Here is a 15716-nt window from a genome sequence, read left to right on the forward strand (position 1 = left end):
ACTCAAGGCCCTTCCAACGGATCCTTTTCGGGGAGAAGACATGAGCATTTTCGGGAAAATCATGGGCGCGATCTTCGGCAGCCATCCGGCTTCCGCCGCGCCCGCAGGTGGCGCACCCTCGGGTAGCGCACCCGCCAGCGCCGCGCCGGGCGGATCGGCGCCTGCTGCCGCGCCGATGGCAACCGTGGACGTTGCGGCCATCGTCGACAAGCTGGTCGCTGCCCAGAAGGAGAAGCTGGAATGGCGCACCTCGATCGTCGACCTCATGAAGGCGCTCGACATCGACTCCAGCCTTGCCGCGCGCAAGGACCTCGCCAAGGAGCTCGGCTACAGCGGTGACATGAACGACTCGGCGAGCATGAACGTCTGGCTGCACAAGCAGGTGATGTCCAAGCTCGCCGCCAACGGCGGCAAGCTGCCGCCGGAGATCAAGCACTGACCGATTGCTCGGTCGTAAGCCAGGGGCCCGCGATCTCGCGGGCCCCTTTTGCATTCAGGCGACGAGGTCTGCTTCCTCCGGATGCCTGTCGAGATAGTCGACGACGAAGCCGCAGCCGGCGATCACCTTCTTGCCGTCGCGGCGGATCAAGTCCAGCGCGCCCTTGACCAGCTCGGATGCAATGCCGCGGCCGCGTAGCGCGCGCGGCGTCTCGGTATGGGTGATGATCACGGCCGACGGCGTCAGCCGGTAATTGGCGAAGGCGATTTCGTTGCCCGCATCGAGCTCGAAGCGACTCCTGTCCTTGTTGTCCCGTACCGCCATGCCAGATCCCTTCGAAGCGCTGCGTGTTCTCTGATCTAGGCGCCTGAACCGGCTCTTGCCAAGGTGCGACCAAGGGAGGTTGCCGCAGGGGAGATATCCGGAAAATGCGTGTCCCGCTCAGCCTCATGGCGCTGCTTGCGGCGCTCGCCTCGACCGCGCCGGTATCGGCTGCGGCCGAAGGGGGGCCGGTCTGGGAGGCCTGCGTTGGGCTGACCAGCACGCCGGACGCGCGGATCAAAGCCTGCTCGACCGTGATCGATACCAGGAGCGAGAGCGGGCAGAGACTCGCCGGCGCCTATTGCAATCGCGGCCATGGGCTCACCGAGAAACGCGAGCTCGACGCCGCGTTGTCCGATCTCGACGAGGCGGTCCGGCTCGCTCCCGGCTATGCCTGCGCCTACAACAATCGCGGCCGCGTCTACAGCTTCAGGCGCGACTATGATCGTGCCATCGCCGATTATGACCAGGCCATCAAGCTCGATCCGTCGCTGGCGCTGGCCCATAGCAACCGCGGCGAGGCCCGTTTCAACAAGGGCGACCTCGACGGCGCCATTGCCGATTTCGACGCGGCGATCGAGCGCGATCCCAACTATGTCACCGCCTACGCCAACCGCGGCTTCGTCTACGCCCGCAAGCACGACACCGCGCATGCGCTCGCCGACTACAGCATGCGGATCAGGCTGGCACCGGATCTGATTGCCTATATCGACCGCGGCAATGTCTATCGTGACAGCGAGCAGCTCGATCGGGCCGCCGCCGACTACGGCGAGGCGATCCGCGTCGCGCCGACCGACGCACGCGGCTGGCGCAATCGCGGCATGATCCGGCTCTTTCGGGGCGACAACAAGGGCGGCCTCGCCGACTACGACAAGGCGCTGCAATACGATCCCTCCGACGTGTTCTCCTGGAACAACCGCGGCCAGGCCAGGCTGCGCCTCGGCGACAGGCAGGGCGCGATTGCCGATTTCCGGAAGGCGCTGGAATTGCGTCCAGGCCTGCCGTCCGCCCATGATGCACTGCAGAAGCTTGGGGCTCTGTAGCGAGCGTTCGATCAACGCGTGAGCCATAGTTCGCTAATGCCGCCTCGCTGGCAAAAAACATCAGTCCGTCTTGCAATCGTGCACCCGGTTCCCCACGTCTCGTTACAGGACATACGCCCGAATGCGGCCGGCACGGTCGCTAGACATTCGGAGTGTCATGATCGCCAGCCGCTGACGTATGCCTCTTTTGGAGGAGGGTACGATGTCGGACTTTAGTTTCATCAAGACTCATCGAACATGGGAAGATTGGTGCGGGATGCTGCTCGGCGCGCTGATTGTCGCATCGCCGTGGTTCCCCATCCAGGATCACTCGCCGGTCGTCGAACGCCAGACGATGATCCTGAACACGGTCGCAATCGGCCTCGTCGTATTTGGCCTGAGCCAGCTCGAATATGTCGCGTTGCAGCGCTGGCAGGAGGTGGCGACGATCCTGGTTGGGCTGTGGCTTATCGTCTCGCCCTATGTGTTCGGTTATTCCGGCGAAGGCTTTCTCCGGATCTACCATACGAGTCTCGGAGCGGTGGCGGTGATCCTCGGCGTGCTCCAGCTGTGGCAGGACTGGGGTCTGAGTGACCAGGATATGCTGAAGCATGGGCAATAGGCGGTAGATTTGAGCAGGCCTGCCGCGCGCTCGGCAGGCCTGCGCTCGCTATCTCTTCACCAAATCCGCATACTCCGGATGTTTCTCGATCCACGCCTTCACGAACGGGCATTGCGGGATCAGTTTCAAGCCGGCCGCGCGGACCTGGTCGAGCGCGCCTTGCACCAGCTTCGAGCCGACGCCCTTGCCACCGAGCTCTTTCGGCACGTCGGTATGCTCGAAGGTGATGACGTTGCCGTCGAGCTTGTAGTGTTCGGTCGCGAGATGGCCCTCCACCTCCAGCTCGAAGCGATGACCGGCCTTGTTATCGATGACGTCGCTCATGGTGTCTCCCGTCAGGTCTTCAACGAGTCCGCCAGCATCTTGCGGATCGACCAGGCCTCGCCGTCGGACGAGCCCTTGATGTCGTCGATCCGCCAGCTATTGCCCTCGCGCACGAAGTCATAGCGCACGATCTGGTCGGCGGGTTTGCGGTCGTTGCGGTGGCCGGTGATGGTCACCGCGATCGTCGCCTTGTCGGCCTCCATCTTCTCTGCGTCAACCTTGAAGGATTTCACGTCCGGTTCTTGCGAGTTGGTGACAGGATCGAAATCGACCGGACCAACGTCGCCCTTCGGCGTATGCGCATCCGCCTTGGCCCACAGCGCGACCAGCGCCCTCGAGAGATATCTTGTTTTGGCCGCCTTGTTCTCGATGACGAAGGCGCCGCCGCCATCGCCTTTGCCCTTGGCTGCGCGCGTGTAGATGGCGGTCAGGATCGCGACGGGGTCGCTGGAGGCAGGCATCACGGCGAATGCCGGGGAGGCGGTGGTAAGCAGAGAGACGGCGACGAAGGTCCGACGGGTGAGCATGAAATGTCCCTGAGATAATGACGTGCGACCGCAGGGCCGGAGCGGCCGGCGTCAGCGCGTATCTCTGTAGACCGATGGCGCGGCCGCTCGGTTCAATCGGTCGCTTTGGCGAGCCTGGAATCTTCAGATTGCGGCTGCGGGCGGAGGCAACCCTGGCAGATGACGAGGGAGCGGGTGACCTTGGCGTCCTGCTCGGCCTCAATGCCGTCCTGGGCCTGCCACCATTCCTTCGAATAGGGCTGAAGTCCGGCTTGCGACCTGTTGCGCTCGGAGCTGGCGTCGGCGCGGGTGGCACGCGGAGCCCCGGAACGTGGCTGGTTGGGATCCTCGCCGGCGCCGTCCCAGGCATAGCGCGCAGGCTTGAAGGCGGGGTCGGCGGAGAGGTGCGCCTGAGGCGCCACGGCACATCCGGCGAGCGCCAGCGACAACAGGAGGAAGGCGGGCCCTTTGACCATGATGCGGCACTCTGTACGCGAGAACTGGCTGAGGTTGCGCCGATCATGTTTAAAATTCCCTGAACGGTCGCGGCTGCGCCGGCGACAAACGCGAATGCGCTATCTGATCCTCCTGCTCACACTGCTCGCCACCGCTGCGCGCGCCGACGATGCAAAACCGTTCAATCCCTCCGATTATCCGCCCGCCGTGCAGCAGGCGCTGCGCTCCGCCAATGAGGAATGCGACAGCCAGGATGGTGGCCTGGTGACCTTCGCGCCGGACACCGTGCGCAAGATCGATCTGACCGGCGACGGCCGTGAGGACTACATCGTCGATTTCCGCGACACCAAATGCGGGGAGCGCGAGACCACCTATTGCGGAACCGGCGGCTGCGTCATGAACGTCCTGGTGACTCTGCCCGATGGCAGCGTGCGCCCCGTGTTCGACGGCTATGTCCGCCGCTACAAGATTGTGCCGCCGCCGATGAAGCGTGGCGCGGCGCGCACCATTCGATTCGATCTGCACGGCAGCTATTGCGGCGGTTTCGGTGCGCAGGCCTGCTGGAAGGAGAAGGCCATCACGGCGACGCCGTTTGCGTTCAGGCAGCCGTAGGGCAGATGCGCGACCGGCGGCCTTGCTACGCCGCATTCGATGGCGATAAATGGGCTGCAAGGAGCGGGCGGCTCGTGCGCCGCCCGCCGTCGAAGAGGAAGCCCGATGCAGCCCCTGCGCATGTCCCGCCGCGTCATGAATCTCGCTCACATGCTGACCCAGAATGCGCGGCGGCATGGGGCGCGTCCCGGTTTCGTATGGGGGGACAAATCCTGGACCTGGCGCGAGATCGATGCGCAGGTCTCGGCGCTGGCCGCCGCACTCGCCGCGCGCGGCATTGCCAAGGGCGACCGCATCCTCGTCCATTCCAAGAACGGCGACGAGATGTTCTTCTCGATGTTCGCCGCGTTCCGGCTCGGTGCGGTCTGGGTGCCTACCAATTTCCGCCTGATGCCGGATGAGGTCACCTATCTCGCGCAGGCCTCCGGCGCGAAGGCATTCCTGTGCCACGTCGATTTTCCCGAGCACGCTGCAGCCGTGAAGGGCGGTGCGCTGGAGTTCACCTGGAGCGTCGACGGCAAGGGCTCGTTCGGCGAGCGCTCGGTGGCGGAAGCCATCGCCTCGCAGGCCGGTGCAAGCCTTGCGAACGTCGCCGTCGAGCACGACGATCCCTGCTGGTTCTTCTTCACCTCCGGCACCACCGGCCGCTCCAAGGCCGCGGTGCTGACCCACGGCCAGATGGGTTTTGTCGTCACCAACCATCTCGCCGATCTCACCCCCGGCGTCACGGAAGCGGATGCGTCGCTGGTGGTGGCGCCGCTGTCGCATGGCGCCGGCGTCCATCAGCTGGTGCAGACCGCCCGCGGCGTGTGCACCGTGCTGCTGCCGACGGAGAAATTCGACATCGACGAGGCGTTCCGCCTGATCGAGGCGCATCGGGTCAGCAATCTCTTCACGGTGCCGACGATCCTGAAGATGATGGTCGAGCATCCGGCCGCCGACAAATACGATCATTCCTCGCTGCGTCACGTGATCTATGCCGGCGCGCCGATGTACCGCGAGGACCAGAAGGCCGCGCTGAAGAAGCTCGGCAAGGTCATCGTGCAGTATTTTGGCCTCGGCGAAGTCACCGGCAACATCACCGTGCTGCCGGCGGCGCTGCATGATCCCGAGGACGGACCTTATGCGAAGATCGGCACCTGCGGCTTCGAGCGCACGGCCATGCAGGTCTCGATCCAGGACGACGAGGGCAGCGAGCTGGCCGCCAACCAGAGTGGCGAGATCTGCGTGATCGGGCCTGCCGTGCTCGCCGGCTACTACGACAACCCCGAGGCCAATGCCAAGGCGTTCCGCGACGGCTGGTTCCGCACCGGCGACCTCGGCCACATGGACGAGGAAGGGTTCGTCTACATCACGGGACGGGCCTCCGACATGTACATCTCCGGTGGCTCCAATATCTATCCGCGCGAGATCGAGGAGAAGATCTTGACGCATCCCGCGGTCGGCGAGGTTGCCGTGCTCGGCGTGCCCGATGCGACCTGGGGCGAGGTCGGCGTCGCCGTCTGCGTCGCGCGCGAAGGCGAGAAGCCGGTGAGCGAAGCCGAGATGGCTGCGTTCCTCCTGCCGAAGGTGCCGCGCTACAAGATGCCGAAGCGATTCTTCTTCTGGGAGGCGTTGCCGAAGTCCGGCTATGGCAAGATCCCGAAGCGCATGGTGCGCGATGAGCTCGAGGCGCGCGGACTGCTCGATCTCGACAACAAACAGGCAGGCTGAGCATACGCGATGCGAAGTATCAAGCAGCCGGGCGCGCCTGTCGCCGAACGCATGCAATGGGTCGAGGCGAGGGGGCGCGCGTTCTCGTTCAGGCTCGAAGCGGGTCTGCCGCTGCTCGAAGCCGCGCGGCGTGGTTTTGCGGCAGAGGGATTTGCCAGTGGCGTGCTGAATTTTGGCAGCGCTGCGCTCGGACCATTCGCATATGTGATGCCGGCGCTGTCGAAGACAGGTGAGAACGCGGCGTTCTACAGCGACACTTTTCGCCCCAGCGGCGTGACGCGGACGAAACTCGGCAGCATGACGCTCGGTATGCGCGACGGCGCCCCGTTCTTTCATTGCCACGGGCTCTGGACGGAGGCGGACGGCAAGGCAAGCGGCGGGCACATGCTGCCGGACGAGACTGTTGTCGCCGAGCCGTTCGAGGTCGAGGCGTTCGGCATCGACGGTGCGATGTTCACCGCGGAGCCCGATCCCGAGACCAATTTCAAGCTGTTCGGACCGGTGCCCGGCGTGAGCACCGGCGCGCGTACGACAAGCCGCGCCTTCGCGCTGCGGCTGCGGCCCAACCAGGATTTTGCCGGCTGCCTCGAAGCGTTCTGCCGCGCGCATGGCATCGCACGCGCGAAGATTCACGGCGGCGTCGGTTCGACCATCGGCGCGCGCTTCACCCATGGCGGGGTGACCGAGCCGTTCGCGACCGAGCTCGCCGTGACAGCGGGGACGATCGTACAGGGCAGTTCGGGCGCACCGGAGGCGGCGCTCGACATTGCCCTGATCGACTACACTGGCGGCATTGCGGAGGGCCGTCTGATCCGTGGGGATAATCCCGTGCTGATGACCATGGAGCTGGTGCTCGAGGTGTTGGACTAGTACCGACGAGCGATCATCAGTGAGCACGCAGCTTGGCGATGGCCAAGAACGTGGATTCGCTTATCCCTGATATGCCTGAGCTCGATCCTTGAAAGAGGTTGAGCAAGGGAGATTGACCCTGGCCGATGCTCTGGCTGTTTCTGACGTCATACATGGCGGAGAACCGGCTCAACAGTTTTTCAACCTTCGCCGGATCGGAAAGATCCTTGATCTTCATGAATTTGTCCACGACCTTGGCTTGCTGATCGATCTGCATCGAGGCCATCGAGTCAGGCAAATCGAAGGTGGTCCTGAACACCTCCGAAAGAGCCTTGTCGGCAAGGATGTCGTATGCGGACGTGATTTCTCCCGCCTTTCGCTGGAAATAGAGCGCAAGGCGTACGCCGGGATTCGTATCCCCCTGCTGCTGCTCCAGGCTTTGCTGGAGATAGTTCGCCTGTGTTTCCCGGAATTGATCTCTCTTCTGAGGACCCATCATCGGGAGGCGCGCGACGTTACCCTTGCTGTCGAAGTTGAACGATGCCACGATTTCGGCAAAGCGAGGATCGCTCTGCGTGTTCGCGAAGCTCTTTGGGTTGTTCAGGTCGGAGCTGAAGATCTTCTTGAGAAATTCGGTGCTGACCTTCTTGGGTTCCAAACCCTTGGCCAAGAGAATGAAATCGACCATCGGCCTGTTTGCGAGAAGGTCGGAAACGCTGTCGATGCCTGCGATGGCCTCTTGATAAGCCGTCGCATCTTTCGTGGCTTGTGCCCGGACGGCCGCTTGCTGCTGAGGGCTTGCCTGTTTCAGCGCTGCAATGACGTAGTTCCTCGCAATCTCGACGACTTCAGCCGAGTCCTGAGCCACCAAGGGGGTCGTCAGATTGCCTTTTGCGTCGAAGTTGAAGGCGTGTGCAAGCTGTACGTACCGGTTGTCCTTGAGGGTATAGACGAAGCTCTTGGGGTCACTGAGGTCGCTTTCGAGGACAGCCTTGATCGTGGCCTGCGAGACCCCCTTGGGATCGAGGCCGACGGCGCCCAGCGCAAAATCATACACGGCTGGTGTTGATACGAACGCCTGGACTGAATTGATCTTGAGGATGGCTGTTCTGAATTGCCTGACTGCAAAGGCTTCGTTAAGGGGGCTTGCTGCCGAATAGACGGCGGCCTTGCTGTCGTCGAACCGCGTTTTCGTGATCGCGACATTTGCAGCAGTCTGGGCGGATACACCTGACGGAAGCGACCCGTCGGACGAAAACTCGAACGCGCCGGCCAAGTCTACAAACCCGCCAATCGTCGATATCTGGTCGCCGAGGCTGGAAATGCTTTTCGTATATGACTCCAGGTGACTTTTTTCTACCAGGATCTGGATGTTCAACTGGTTCACGTCGGCGCCCGGCTGCGATAGTTGGGCCTTGTAAGCGGTTATCTTTAAATCAGCGGCGCTGGCATCCGATTTGGCTTGAGCAAGCTGGGCGTTGAGGCCGGTCAACTGAGAAGCGAAGGTGGTGTTGACGTAGCTGTTGGGATCGGATGGATCGCTGCGCAAGACCTGACTTATCGTGTCACGCGGCCACTTGCTTTCATCGATCCCATATGCCGAATAGACATAGTTGCGAAGACGGTCGTTGTTCAGGAGTTGGTCTGCACTGCTGATGTTGCCGATTTCGGCGCTGTAGTATTTCGAGTCGTCGGCAAGTGCATCGACCTGGCTCTTCTTGGTCGCCGTGTACAGATCGATCATCTCATCGATTTGGTTCTCCGATTGCGCAACCGGCGTCGCACCGCCATTGAAGGAGAATGCCGCGGCAAACTCCTGGTAGCGTTTGTCCACCAACTTGTTGACGAAGCTCTTTGGGTCGGAGAGGTCGCTCTCCAGCACCTTCTTCATGAAAGCCTTGGCGTAGGCCATGTCTTCCAGGCCATATGCCTTCATCGCATAATGATACAGGCGATAGTCCTTCATGAAATCATCGACGGTCTTCACCTTGCCGATGTTGGCTTTGTAGTAAGCCTCCTCGCGCGCGACATCCGTTTGCTGTTCGACCCGCGCGAGGGACTGCTTGAGATTGCGCGTGATGTAGCTGTAACTGAAATACGTCGATACCATCGCGCACTCCTCGCGGCTTTACGGTCCCGGACGTCCGTCAATCATTGCCGGGGTCGCGAGGTGGGAGCCGGCCTCATGCCGGCAACTGTCTCGTAGCTACGTTTTCTTAATTCGCACCCGGGTGGCGGATGGCGGGTTTATTTCAATTTGTTTCCATTTGTTTCTCAGATGCAGCTTTCGTGAGGATTGTGTTCCTGATATGTTCTTATTGGAAGATGGGTCGGAACGGGTTGGAAGCCGGGCATGAGCCGAAGAAGCAATCGCACGATCAACCTGCCGGCGCCGTATCTGAAGCGGGTCTGGCTCGATCCGTCGCAAGTTCGCGATCGCGAGGCTTATCCGTTTTGCCTGCCCATTTTTCCGGATGATTTCGAGCTCAACTTCGACGCCGCCATCACGATCATCGTCGGAGAGAATGGCACAGGGAAGTCGACGATCCTCGAGGGTATGGCAGCGCTTGCCGGCTACGACGATGCGGGTGGAGGCAAGGGCTACATGCCCGTCGACCATTCCGAAGCGCGGGAGAAGATGGGCGGCCAGCTTTCCAGGGCCTTGCGCGCAAGCTGGCTGCCGAAGATCACCAACGGCTGGTTTTTTCGCGCCGAGAGTTTTTTCTCGGTCGCGCGATATCTCGACAAGGCCGCACGTGATGCCGGCCAGGCCGGCCCCGACTTCCTGTCGCATTCCCATGGCGAAGGTTTTCTGCGCTTCTTCGAGGAGCGCTGCCAGCGCCAGGGCATCTTCATCTTCGACGAGCCGGAATCGGCGCTGTCGCCGGCGCGTCAGATCGAATTCCTGAAGCTCTTGCGACGCATGGACGATTCCCGCATCTGCCAGGTCATCATGGCCACCCATGCGCCTCTGCTGATGGCGTATCCAAATGCGAGACTGTTGCGGTTGGGCAAATACGGCCTGGAGCCGACGACGGTGGAGCAAACCGATCATTACCGGGTGATGCGCGAATTCTGTGACGATCCGCGCGGGTTCGTGGAGGCGACACTGGCGGAGTAGGCGAGGGCGCGCTCCCACGGCACTCGCTCTTCTCGTGTCCCGGACGCGCTGCAGCGCGTAGCGGTGCGGCGCAGGGCAGGGACTCACGCAGTCACACGCTCGCTGATGCATGGGCCCCGGCTCTGCAGCGCACCGCCGCACTGGACGATGCTGCGCATCGCCAGGGAAGCGCTGCGCTGCGTCCGGGGCACGCGAGCAGATTCTAGCTTTGCATTCGAATTCAAATCGCACGCACGGATTCGCATCCTCGTGGCAAGATCTGCCCGAGCTCTGCAGTATTCATCTCCCCCAAAAGTGCCGAGGGCGCAGGGAAGGCCGGGTGCCGGCTGGCACCCGCGGTCCACTGTGCGGAAATTGCGCTACGAAGTTTGCACAGTGGCATACAGGTGAAGCCAAACATCCGGCCTTCCCTGCGCAGTGGTTTTACGGCTTATGCCGAGCTCTCCCCGGGGAGCGATGCGCTATTGCCCCCGTCACCTTGCGGATGACTGATGTGCGCGCCCGGTCGGGCCGCCACATCACCGCAAGACTTGGCGCACAGGCTCCGAGCGCCAGGACGGCACGGTTTTACCGTACACAGGCTGCACCGGTCGTGTGCGCGCGGCGTTCGCTCACGGTTGCCCGCCCTGCAAACCACCTTCGCGTCGCTGCCGCCTGCGTCCACCACGCCCCATCCCGCGTGTCGTGACGATCGCGATAACGCCCCTCGGCCCAGGGTGGGATGGCCTTCTATATGATAATCCGAAATACGGATAAAGAGAATTATTTCTGCGTGGTGTAGTTGACCCGCCCATTGGGTGTTTTGCCCGCCGGGCGGCGCAAGGGGTTGTGGGACGCGCGAGCGCGCGCCGCAACGCCGCCATGAACAGGTCTCCCCTCGGCCGCAAAATGCGTTACCATGATCTCAGCGCGCCTCAAGTCGCGCACGATCCACGAGACGCATGAGGAAACGAGATGAGGGTGACGATTGGACGGCGCACGGTCATGGGCGCGGTGCTGACTGCCGCGGGCGCGGTGGCTTTGACGGCGGCGTTTGGCCCGGCCTGGGCGCATGGGCCGACCCGGCAGAAGGTGCGCGAATCCATCGAGATCAATGCGCCGCCGGCCAAGGTGTGGGCCGCGATCGGCAATTTCCAGGACATGAGCTGGCTGCCGCCTGTTACCAAGACCGAGGGCGAAAAGGGCAATGAGATCGAAGCGACGCGGCGGCTGACCCTGACGGGAGGCGCCACCGTCGATGAGGAACTCTACAAGTTCGACGCTGCCGCGATGACCTATTCCTACCGGATCACCAAGGTGGACGTGAAGGTGCTGCCGGTCACCAATTATTCCTCGACGCTGACGGTGACGCCGAGCGCCGACGGCAAGGGCGCGACGCTGGAATGGGCGGGCGCGTTCTACCGCGGCTTCCCCAACAACGATCCGCCGCCTGAGCTGAGCGACGAGGCCGCGGTGAAGGCGGTGAAGGGGCTCTATCAGGCCGGCCTCGAAGCGCTGAAGAAGAAGATCGAGAGCGGAAGCTGACCGTGCGGGCGCGGGTCCTGGCGGCGCTCGCCGCCAGCCTTTGCGCTGCCAGTATTGGCAGCGCGTCCGCCGAAGAGGCGTTCGTCACCAACCAGCTCAGCGACGATTTGATGGTCGTGGACCTCGCAACGTCGCGCAGCGTTGCGACCATTCCGATCGGCGGCAAGCCGGCCGGCGTGGCCGTCAGCGCGGATGGGCGCTTTGCCTATGTCACGAGCCCCGACGCCAAGGCGGTGACCGTGGTCGACGCCGCAACGCGGCAGGTCTCGGGGCGGATCGAGGTCGGCGGTGGGCCGCTCGGCATTGCCGTGACGCCCGATGGCAAGACGGTCTACGTCGCGGACTGGTATGCGGCGGCGGTGCGGGTGATCGATACGGCCTCGCGCAGTATCACGGCCAGCATCGCGGTCGGCGCATCCCCGTCCGGTCTTGCTGTGACGCCTGATGGCAGGCTGCTGCTCTCGGCGGACCGCGACGACGACAGCGTCTCGGTGGTCGATACCGCGACGCGTGAGCGCAGGGCGACCATCAAGGTCGGCACCCGTCCGTTCGGCGTCACCATCGATGCCGAGGGAAAACGCGCCTACACCGCCAATGTCGGCTCCAACGACGTCTCCGTGATCGACATCGCCGCGAGCCAAGAGATCGGCCGCGTGCCGGTCGGGATGCGTCCCTATGCGGTAGCGCTGACGCAAGGGCGCGGCTTCGTCACCGACCAGTATGGCGGCACCGTCAGCGTGTTCGACCTGGCGACGCTGAAGCCGGTGAAGCGGATCAATGTCGGCGACTATCCCGAAGGCATCAATGCGACCGCCGACGGCAAGCGCGTCATCGTCGCCTGCTGGGAGAGCAACACATTGAGCATCATCGATGCCACCGAGCTGAAGGTGATCGGCGAGGTCAAGACCGGCGACGGCCCGCGCGCGTTCGGGGCGTTTCTCAGGCGGACGGAGTAGGGGGCGTAGGGTGGGCAAAGGCGCAGCGCGCCGTGCCCACCATCTCTCCGCTGCCTCGGCACCAAATGGTGGGCACGCTTCCGCCTTCGCTCTTCGAGCTACGGTGGACAAGTCGCTTTGCCCACCCTACGGCACCTTCGGCGCGGCAAAATCCTTCAGCTTCAGGAAAAAGTCCTTCAGGATCGGGTTGCGATCCACATAGGTCACGTAGCGGATCGGATGCCGCCGGCGGTCGACGCTCCACGTGATCTGATCCGTGAGAACCGGGGCCGGGATGATCACGCTCGGCGCCCAATCGGGATTCAGCAGCCAGCCGACCGGCGCCATGTCCCAGATCTCCTTGGCCCAACCCAGATGGTCGGGCGAATAGTCCTTGAAGCGCATGGCGAGGAACGCGCCGATGCTGCCATGCGGTTCGACGTAGCGCTCGATCTCCGGCACCGTGCTGTGAAGGTGCGAGGTGACGCCCTTGCATGGCACGAGCACGAGCGGCACGCCGCTGTCGAACAGCACCTGCGCGCCGCCGACGTCCTGCTTGAGGTTGAACTCGATCGTGTGCGGCCATTCCAGCGCGTGACCGCCAAGCCAGACCACCACCACGCGGTCGATGATGTCGGGGGCCTTCAGCAGCGCCGAGGCGACGTTGCTGATGGCGCCGATCGCAATGACGTAGAGCGGATTGTCAGGGGAGCCTGCGCGCGCCCGGGCCACGAGGTCGTTGACGGCGGGGGCCGCCTGCGCCGTCTTGCCGGGACCGACATAGTCGGTGACGCCGCGATGGACGAGGCCGTCCGGCGCGACGTTGAGGCGCTCCAGCAGGCGAAGGATTTCCTGGTAGCTCAGCTCCATGCCGTGGCCGGGACTGTCGGCGCGTGTGTTGAAGAACGGCGCGGCGTAGATCGCCTCGACGTCGAACCGGTCCTTCGACAGCAGCATCTGCACCAGCGCGAATTGATCGTCGATCTCGTTGTAGGTGTCGGTGTCGAGCACCACGCGCACCTTGCCGACCGGCGGCTCCAGCAGTTTGAGGCGGGCTGCGTCCGAGAGTGTCATCACCGTCTCCTTGGGCCGGGCGTGCCGATTGCGGATCAGGCCTTGAGCGAAATCCGGCAGACCACGTCTGCGATCTCATCCATCTGCGCGAACATGTGATCGGGCGCAAGCGCCCGCAGCGCCGCCGGCGCAGCGTAGCCCCAACTCACCGCGCCGCAGGCAATCCCCACCGCCCGCGCCGCCTCGATATCGCGGACCTCGTCGCCGATCGCGATCACGCGGCCTGGCTCCACGCCCGCGCGCCGGATCACGCGGCGGAATTTCGCGGGCTTGCCGAACAGCGACGCCGCGCAGTCGAAATGCGCGAACAGGGCGGCGGACTCGCCAAGCTTCTCGCGCGCATTGGCTTCGCTATCCGACGTCACCAGCGCGAGCTGCACGCCGTTCCCGGCCAGCGTCCGCAGCATCGTCTCGACGCCCGCAAACAGCGGAATCTCGGCCGCCGCCTCCGCCTTCAGCCGCCGCGCATGGCGCGCGATCGCCGGCAGCTTCCACAGCGGTACCTCGAGCCGGGCGAGGATCTCGCGCGACGAGGCATGCCGCAGCGCTTCGATTTCGTCATCCGCGACGCGACGAAAATTGAAGCGATCGGCGACATCGTTGATGGTGCGCAGGAACCACGGAAAGCTGTCGGCCAGCGTGCCGTCGAGGTCGAAGATGGCGAGGGAGTAGGGCATGGGGGGCGAACGAAATTAAGATTACAACTTTGGTATCAACACTAATTCTGGCCGGCGTTTTCTGTTGCCGTGTGCAGGGGTCTTCTGCGATACAACTAGAAGTATATTTGCAAGGCGCTTAGCTGAAATGGTCAGTAAGTCGGAATTTAGACGCGCCGCGGTGCAGGCCGTCCAGAACATTATCAAACATGGTGATACGGACATTTTTCCGTTTCCGTTCGAAAATCATGCATTCTTCGATAGGCAAGAGCAGTTGGTCGACCTCGTTGTGGAATATGACGAGAATTTCGAAGAGTACCTTACCCGTTTCTCTCCCCTGAATGTGAGTTCTCTCACTCCCGTTACCTACTCGGGGTTTCGTTGGGCGACGCAGATTGACCCCATATGGAATGCCCACTTTCTGGCGTGCGTCCTATCGTTGTCGCAAAAGATGGAAGATGCACGCGCCCCGAAATCTGACAACCTCGTATTTTCCTATCGGCACCAAATCGATCCTGAGACAGGTGATCTTTTTGATCGCGGATATGGCTGGTTTCAATTTATGGAGCACTCCCAGAGAGTCTCCCAAGAATTCGAATTTGTCGTTGCATGCGATATTTCGGAATTTTACCCACGCCTTGGTCATCACCGATTGGAGAACGCCCTCAAGCAAATCGCGGGTGACACTCCTTATCCCAGAAGGATTATGCAATTTCTAAGTAACTTTTCGAACACTCGATCCTTCGGGCTACCTATCGGCGGTCCCGCGGCGCGCATTTTGTCAGAGATAACTATAAATCAGATCGATCGCTTGATGATTGGAAACGGTATTTCGTTCGCTCGATTTGCCGACGACTACCACCTATTCGCAAAATCACGAGAGGATGCGTATCGCTATCTAATTTTTGTTTCTGAGAAGCTTTTTGACAATCAAGGTCTGTCTCTCCAGAAGTCAAAAACGAGAATAATGTCGGCTGGAGAGTTTAGGGCAACGAACCCGCTGAGACCTCAGCTAGATGGAGATGCCGCGGATGGCGAACTCAAGCCCCCGGAACAAGGTTCAAGGGAGCTGTTGCGTTTCTCGCTACGCTTCGATCCCTATTCGGCCACTGCAAAGGACGACTACGAACGACTTAGTAAGGAGATCAAGCGATTCGATATCTTGACACTCCTGAAGAACGAACTGGCAAAGAGCCGAATTCATACTGCGTTGGCCCGGAAGATAGTGACTGCAGTTAGATATCTGGATGCTGCGACCAAGGACGACGCAGTGCTTTCGATTTTAGAGAATTGTGATGTGCTTTATCCAATTTTCTCTTCCGTACTCTTGATGCTCGATAAAGTGTTCGATGAGCTGTCGATTTCAACGCAGAAGACAGTGACGACGGAGCTGCAAAAGCTCATTAGGAGTCGCTCGCATGTATTTCGTGTGGACGTACACTTGAGCGTAAGCGCGAATTTCCCTGCACCTTTTGCTTTTGGGTGCTCTGATGCATGAGGTGTCCACCAAAATAGGTGGACACCTTGTGATGGCAGACGATG

17 protein-coding genes are annotated in these 15716 nt (G+C 62.0%); 10 read left to right on the top strand and 7 right to left on the bottom strand.

From position 1 onward, the window contains the following. Positions 1 to 40 precede the first annotated feature (40 nt). Complete coding sequence (locus ABIB95_RS34865; RefSeq protein ID WP_028156132.1) at positions 41 to 439, top strand: DUF3597 domain-containing protein; 399 nt, start codon at positions 41 to 43, stop codon at positions 437 to 439. A 54-nt stretch (positions 440 to 493) separates the two neighbouring features. Here the strand turns inward: ABIB95_RS34865 and ABIB95_RS34870 are convergent, their stop codons facing one another. Continuing rightward, positions 494 to 763, bottom strand: coding sequence for a GNAT family N-acetyltransferase (locus ABIB95_RS34870; protein WP_014495087.1), 270 nt, complete (start codon positions 761 to 763; stop codon positions 494 to 496). A 104-nt stretch (positions 764 to 867) separates the two neighbouring features. Here ABIB95_RS34870 and ABIB95_RS34875 point away from each other — a divergent pair, with 104 nt between their 5' ends. Further along, a complete protein-coding gene (locus ABIB95_RS34875) occupies positions 868 to 1803 on the top strand; it encodes a tetratricopeptide repeat protein (protein WP_354246268.1) in 936 nt (311 codons plus the stop codon). Between the two features lie 202 nt (positions 1804 to 2005). Then, positions 2006 to 2404, top strand: a complete 399-nt coding sequence (locus tag ABIB95_RS34880; RefSeq protein ID WP_354246271.1) for an SPW repeat protein — start codon at positions 2006 to 2008, stop codon at positions 2402 to 2404. Positions 2405 to 2452: 48 nt separating this feature from the next. Here the strand turns inward: ABIB95_RS34880 and ABIB95_RS34885 are convergent, their stop codons facing one another. From ABIB95_RS34885 to ABIB95_RS34895, 3 genes are all read right to left on the bottom strand, one after another. After that, positions 2453 to 2728: a GNAT family N-acetyltransferase gene (locus tag ABIB95_RS34885; RefSeq protein ID WP_354246274.1), complete on the bottom strand. Its 276-nt coding sequence runs from the start codon at positions 2726 to 2728 to the stop codon at positions 2453 to 2455. 11 nt (positions 2729 to 2739) lie between these two features. Beyond that, positions 2740 to 3255 (bottom strand): DUF3828 domain-containing protein, encoded by a 516-nt coding sequence (locus ABIB95_RS34890; RefSeq protein ID WP_354246277.1) that lies wholly within the window; start codon positions 3253 to 3255, stop codon positions 2740 to 2742. Between the two features lie 92 nt (positions 3256 to 3347). Next, positions 3348 to 3710, bottom strand: coding sequence for a hypothetical protein (locus tag ABIB95_RS34895; protein ID WP_354246279.1), 363 nt, complete (start codon positions 3708 to 3710; stop codon positions 3348 to 3350). A gap of 94 nt (positions 3711 to 3804) precedes the next feature. Between ABIB95_RS34895 and ABIB95_RS34900 the strand changes: the two genes are divergently transcribed. From ABIB95_RS34900 to ABIB95_RS34910, 3 genes are all read left to right on the top strand, one after another. Further along, positions 3805 to 4302: a hypothetical protein gene (locus tag ABIB95_RS34900; RefSeq protein WP_354246282.1), complete on the top strand. Its 498-nt coding sequence runs from the start codon at positions 3805 to 3807 to the stop codon at positions 4300 to 4302. 105 nt (positions 4303 to 4407) lie between these two features. Next, positions 4408 to 6015, top strand: a complete 1608-nt coding sequence (locus tag ABIB95_RS34905; protein WP_354246285.1) for an acyl-CoA synthetase — start codon at positions 4408 to 4410, stop codon at positions 6013 to 6015. Positions 6016 to 6024: 9 nt separating this feature from the next. Continuing rightward, entirely contained in the window at positions 6025 to 6885 is an 861-nt protein-coding gene (locus ABIB95_RS34910; protein ID WP_354246287.1) for a PCC domain-containing protein, read from the top strand. 16 nt (positions 6886 to 6901) lie between these two features. Here ABIB95_RS34910 and ABIB95_RS34915 read toward each other — a convergent pair whose 3' ends face one another. Continuing rightward, complete coding sequence (locus ABIB95_RS34915) at positions 6902 to 8974, bottom strand: DUF1217 domain-containing protein (RefSeq protein ID WP_354246290.1); 2073 nt, start codon at positions 8972 to 8974, stop codon at positions 6902 to 6904. A gap of 243 nt (positions 8975 to 9217) precedes the next feature. Between ABIB95_RS34915 and ABIB95_RS34920 the strand changes: the two genes are divergently transcribed. From ABIB95_RS34920 to ABIB95_RS34930, 3 genes are all read left to right on the top strand, one after another. Further along, positions 9218 to 9985: an AAA family ATPase gene (locus ABIB95_RS34920; RefSeq protein WP_354246293.1), complete on the top strand. Its 768-nt coding sequence runs from the start codon at positions 9218 to 9220 to the stop codon at positions 9983 to 9985. Between the two features lie 954 nt (positions 9986 to 10939). Beyond that, positions 10940 to 11509, top strand: a complete 570-nt coding sequence (locus ABIB95_RS34925) for an SRPBCC family protein (protein WP_028154383.1) — start codon at positions 10940 to 10942, stop codon at positions 11507 to 11509. A 2-nt stretch (positions 11510 to 11511) separates the two neighbouring features. After that, positions 11512 to 12465, top strand: coding sequence for a YVTN family beta-propeller repeat protein (locus ABIB95_RS34930; protein WP_354246296.1), 954 nt, complete (start codon positions 11512 to 11514; stop codon positions 12463 to 12465). 126 nt (positions 12466 to 12591) lie between these two features. Here ABIB95_RS34930 and ABIB95_RS34935 read toward each other — a convergent pair whose 3' ends face one another. Beyond that, a complete protein-coding gene (locus ABIB95_RS34935; protein ID WP_354246299.1) occupies positions 12592 to 13518 on the bottom strand; it encodes a nucleoside hydrolase in 927 nt (308 codons plus the stop codon). Between the two features lie 35 nt (positions 13519 to 13553). Beyond that, a complete protein-coding gene (locus ABIB95_RS34940) occupies positions 13554 to 14195 on the bottom strand; it encodes an HAD-IA family hydrolase (protein ID WP_354246302.1) in 642 nt (213 codons plus the stop codon). Positions 14196 to 14322: 127 nt separating this feature from the next. Between ABIB95_RS34940 and ABIB95_RS34945 the strand changes: the two genes are divergently transcribed. Continuing rightward, positions 14323 to 15672, top strand: a complete 1350-nt coding sequence (locus ABIB95_RS34945; protein ID WP_354246305.1) for an RNA-directed DNA polymerase — start codon at positions 14323 to 14325, stop codon at positions 15670 to 15672. Positions 15673 to 15716: the final 44 nt, after the last annotated feature.

The sequence above is a fragment of the Bradyrhizobium sp. LA2.1 genome, from assembly GCF_040547725.1.
GTDB lineage: Bacteria > Pseudomonadota > Alphaproteobacteria > Rhizobiales > Xanthobacteraceae > Bradyrhizobium > Bradyrhizobium barranii.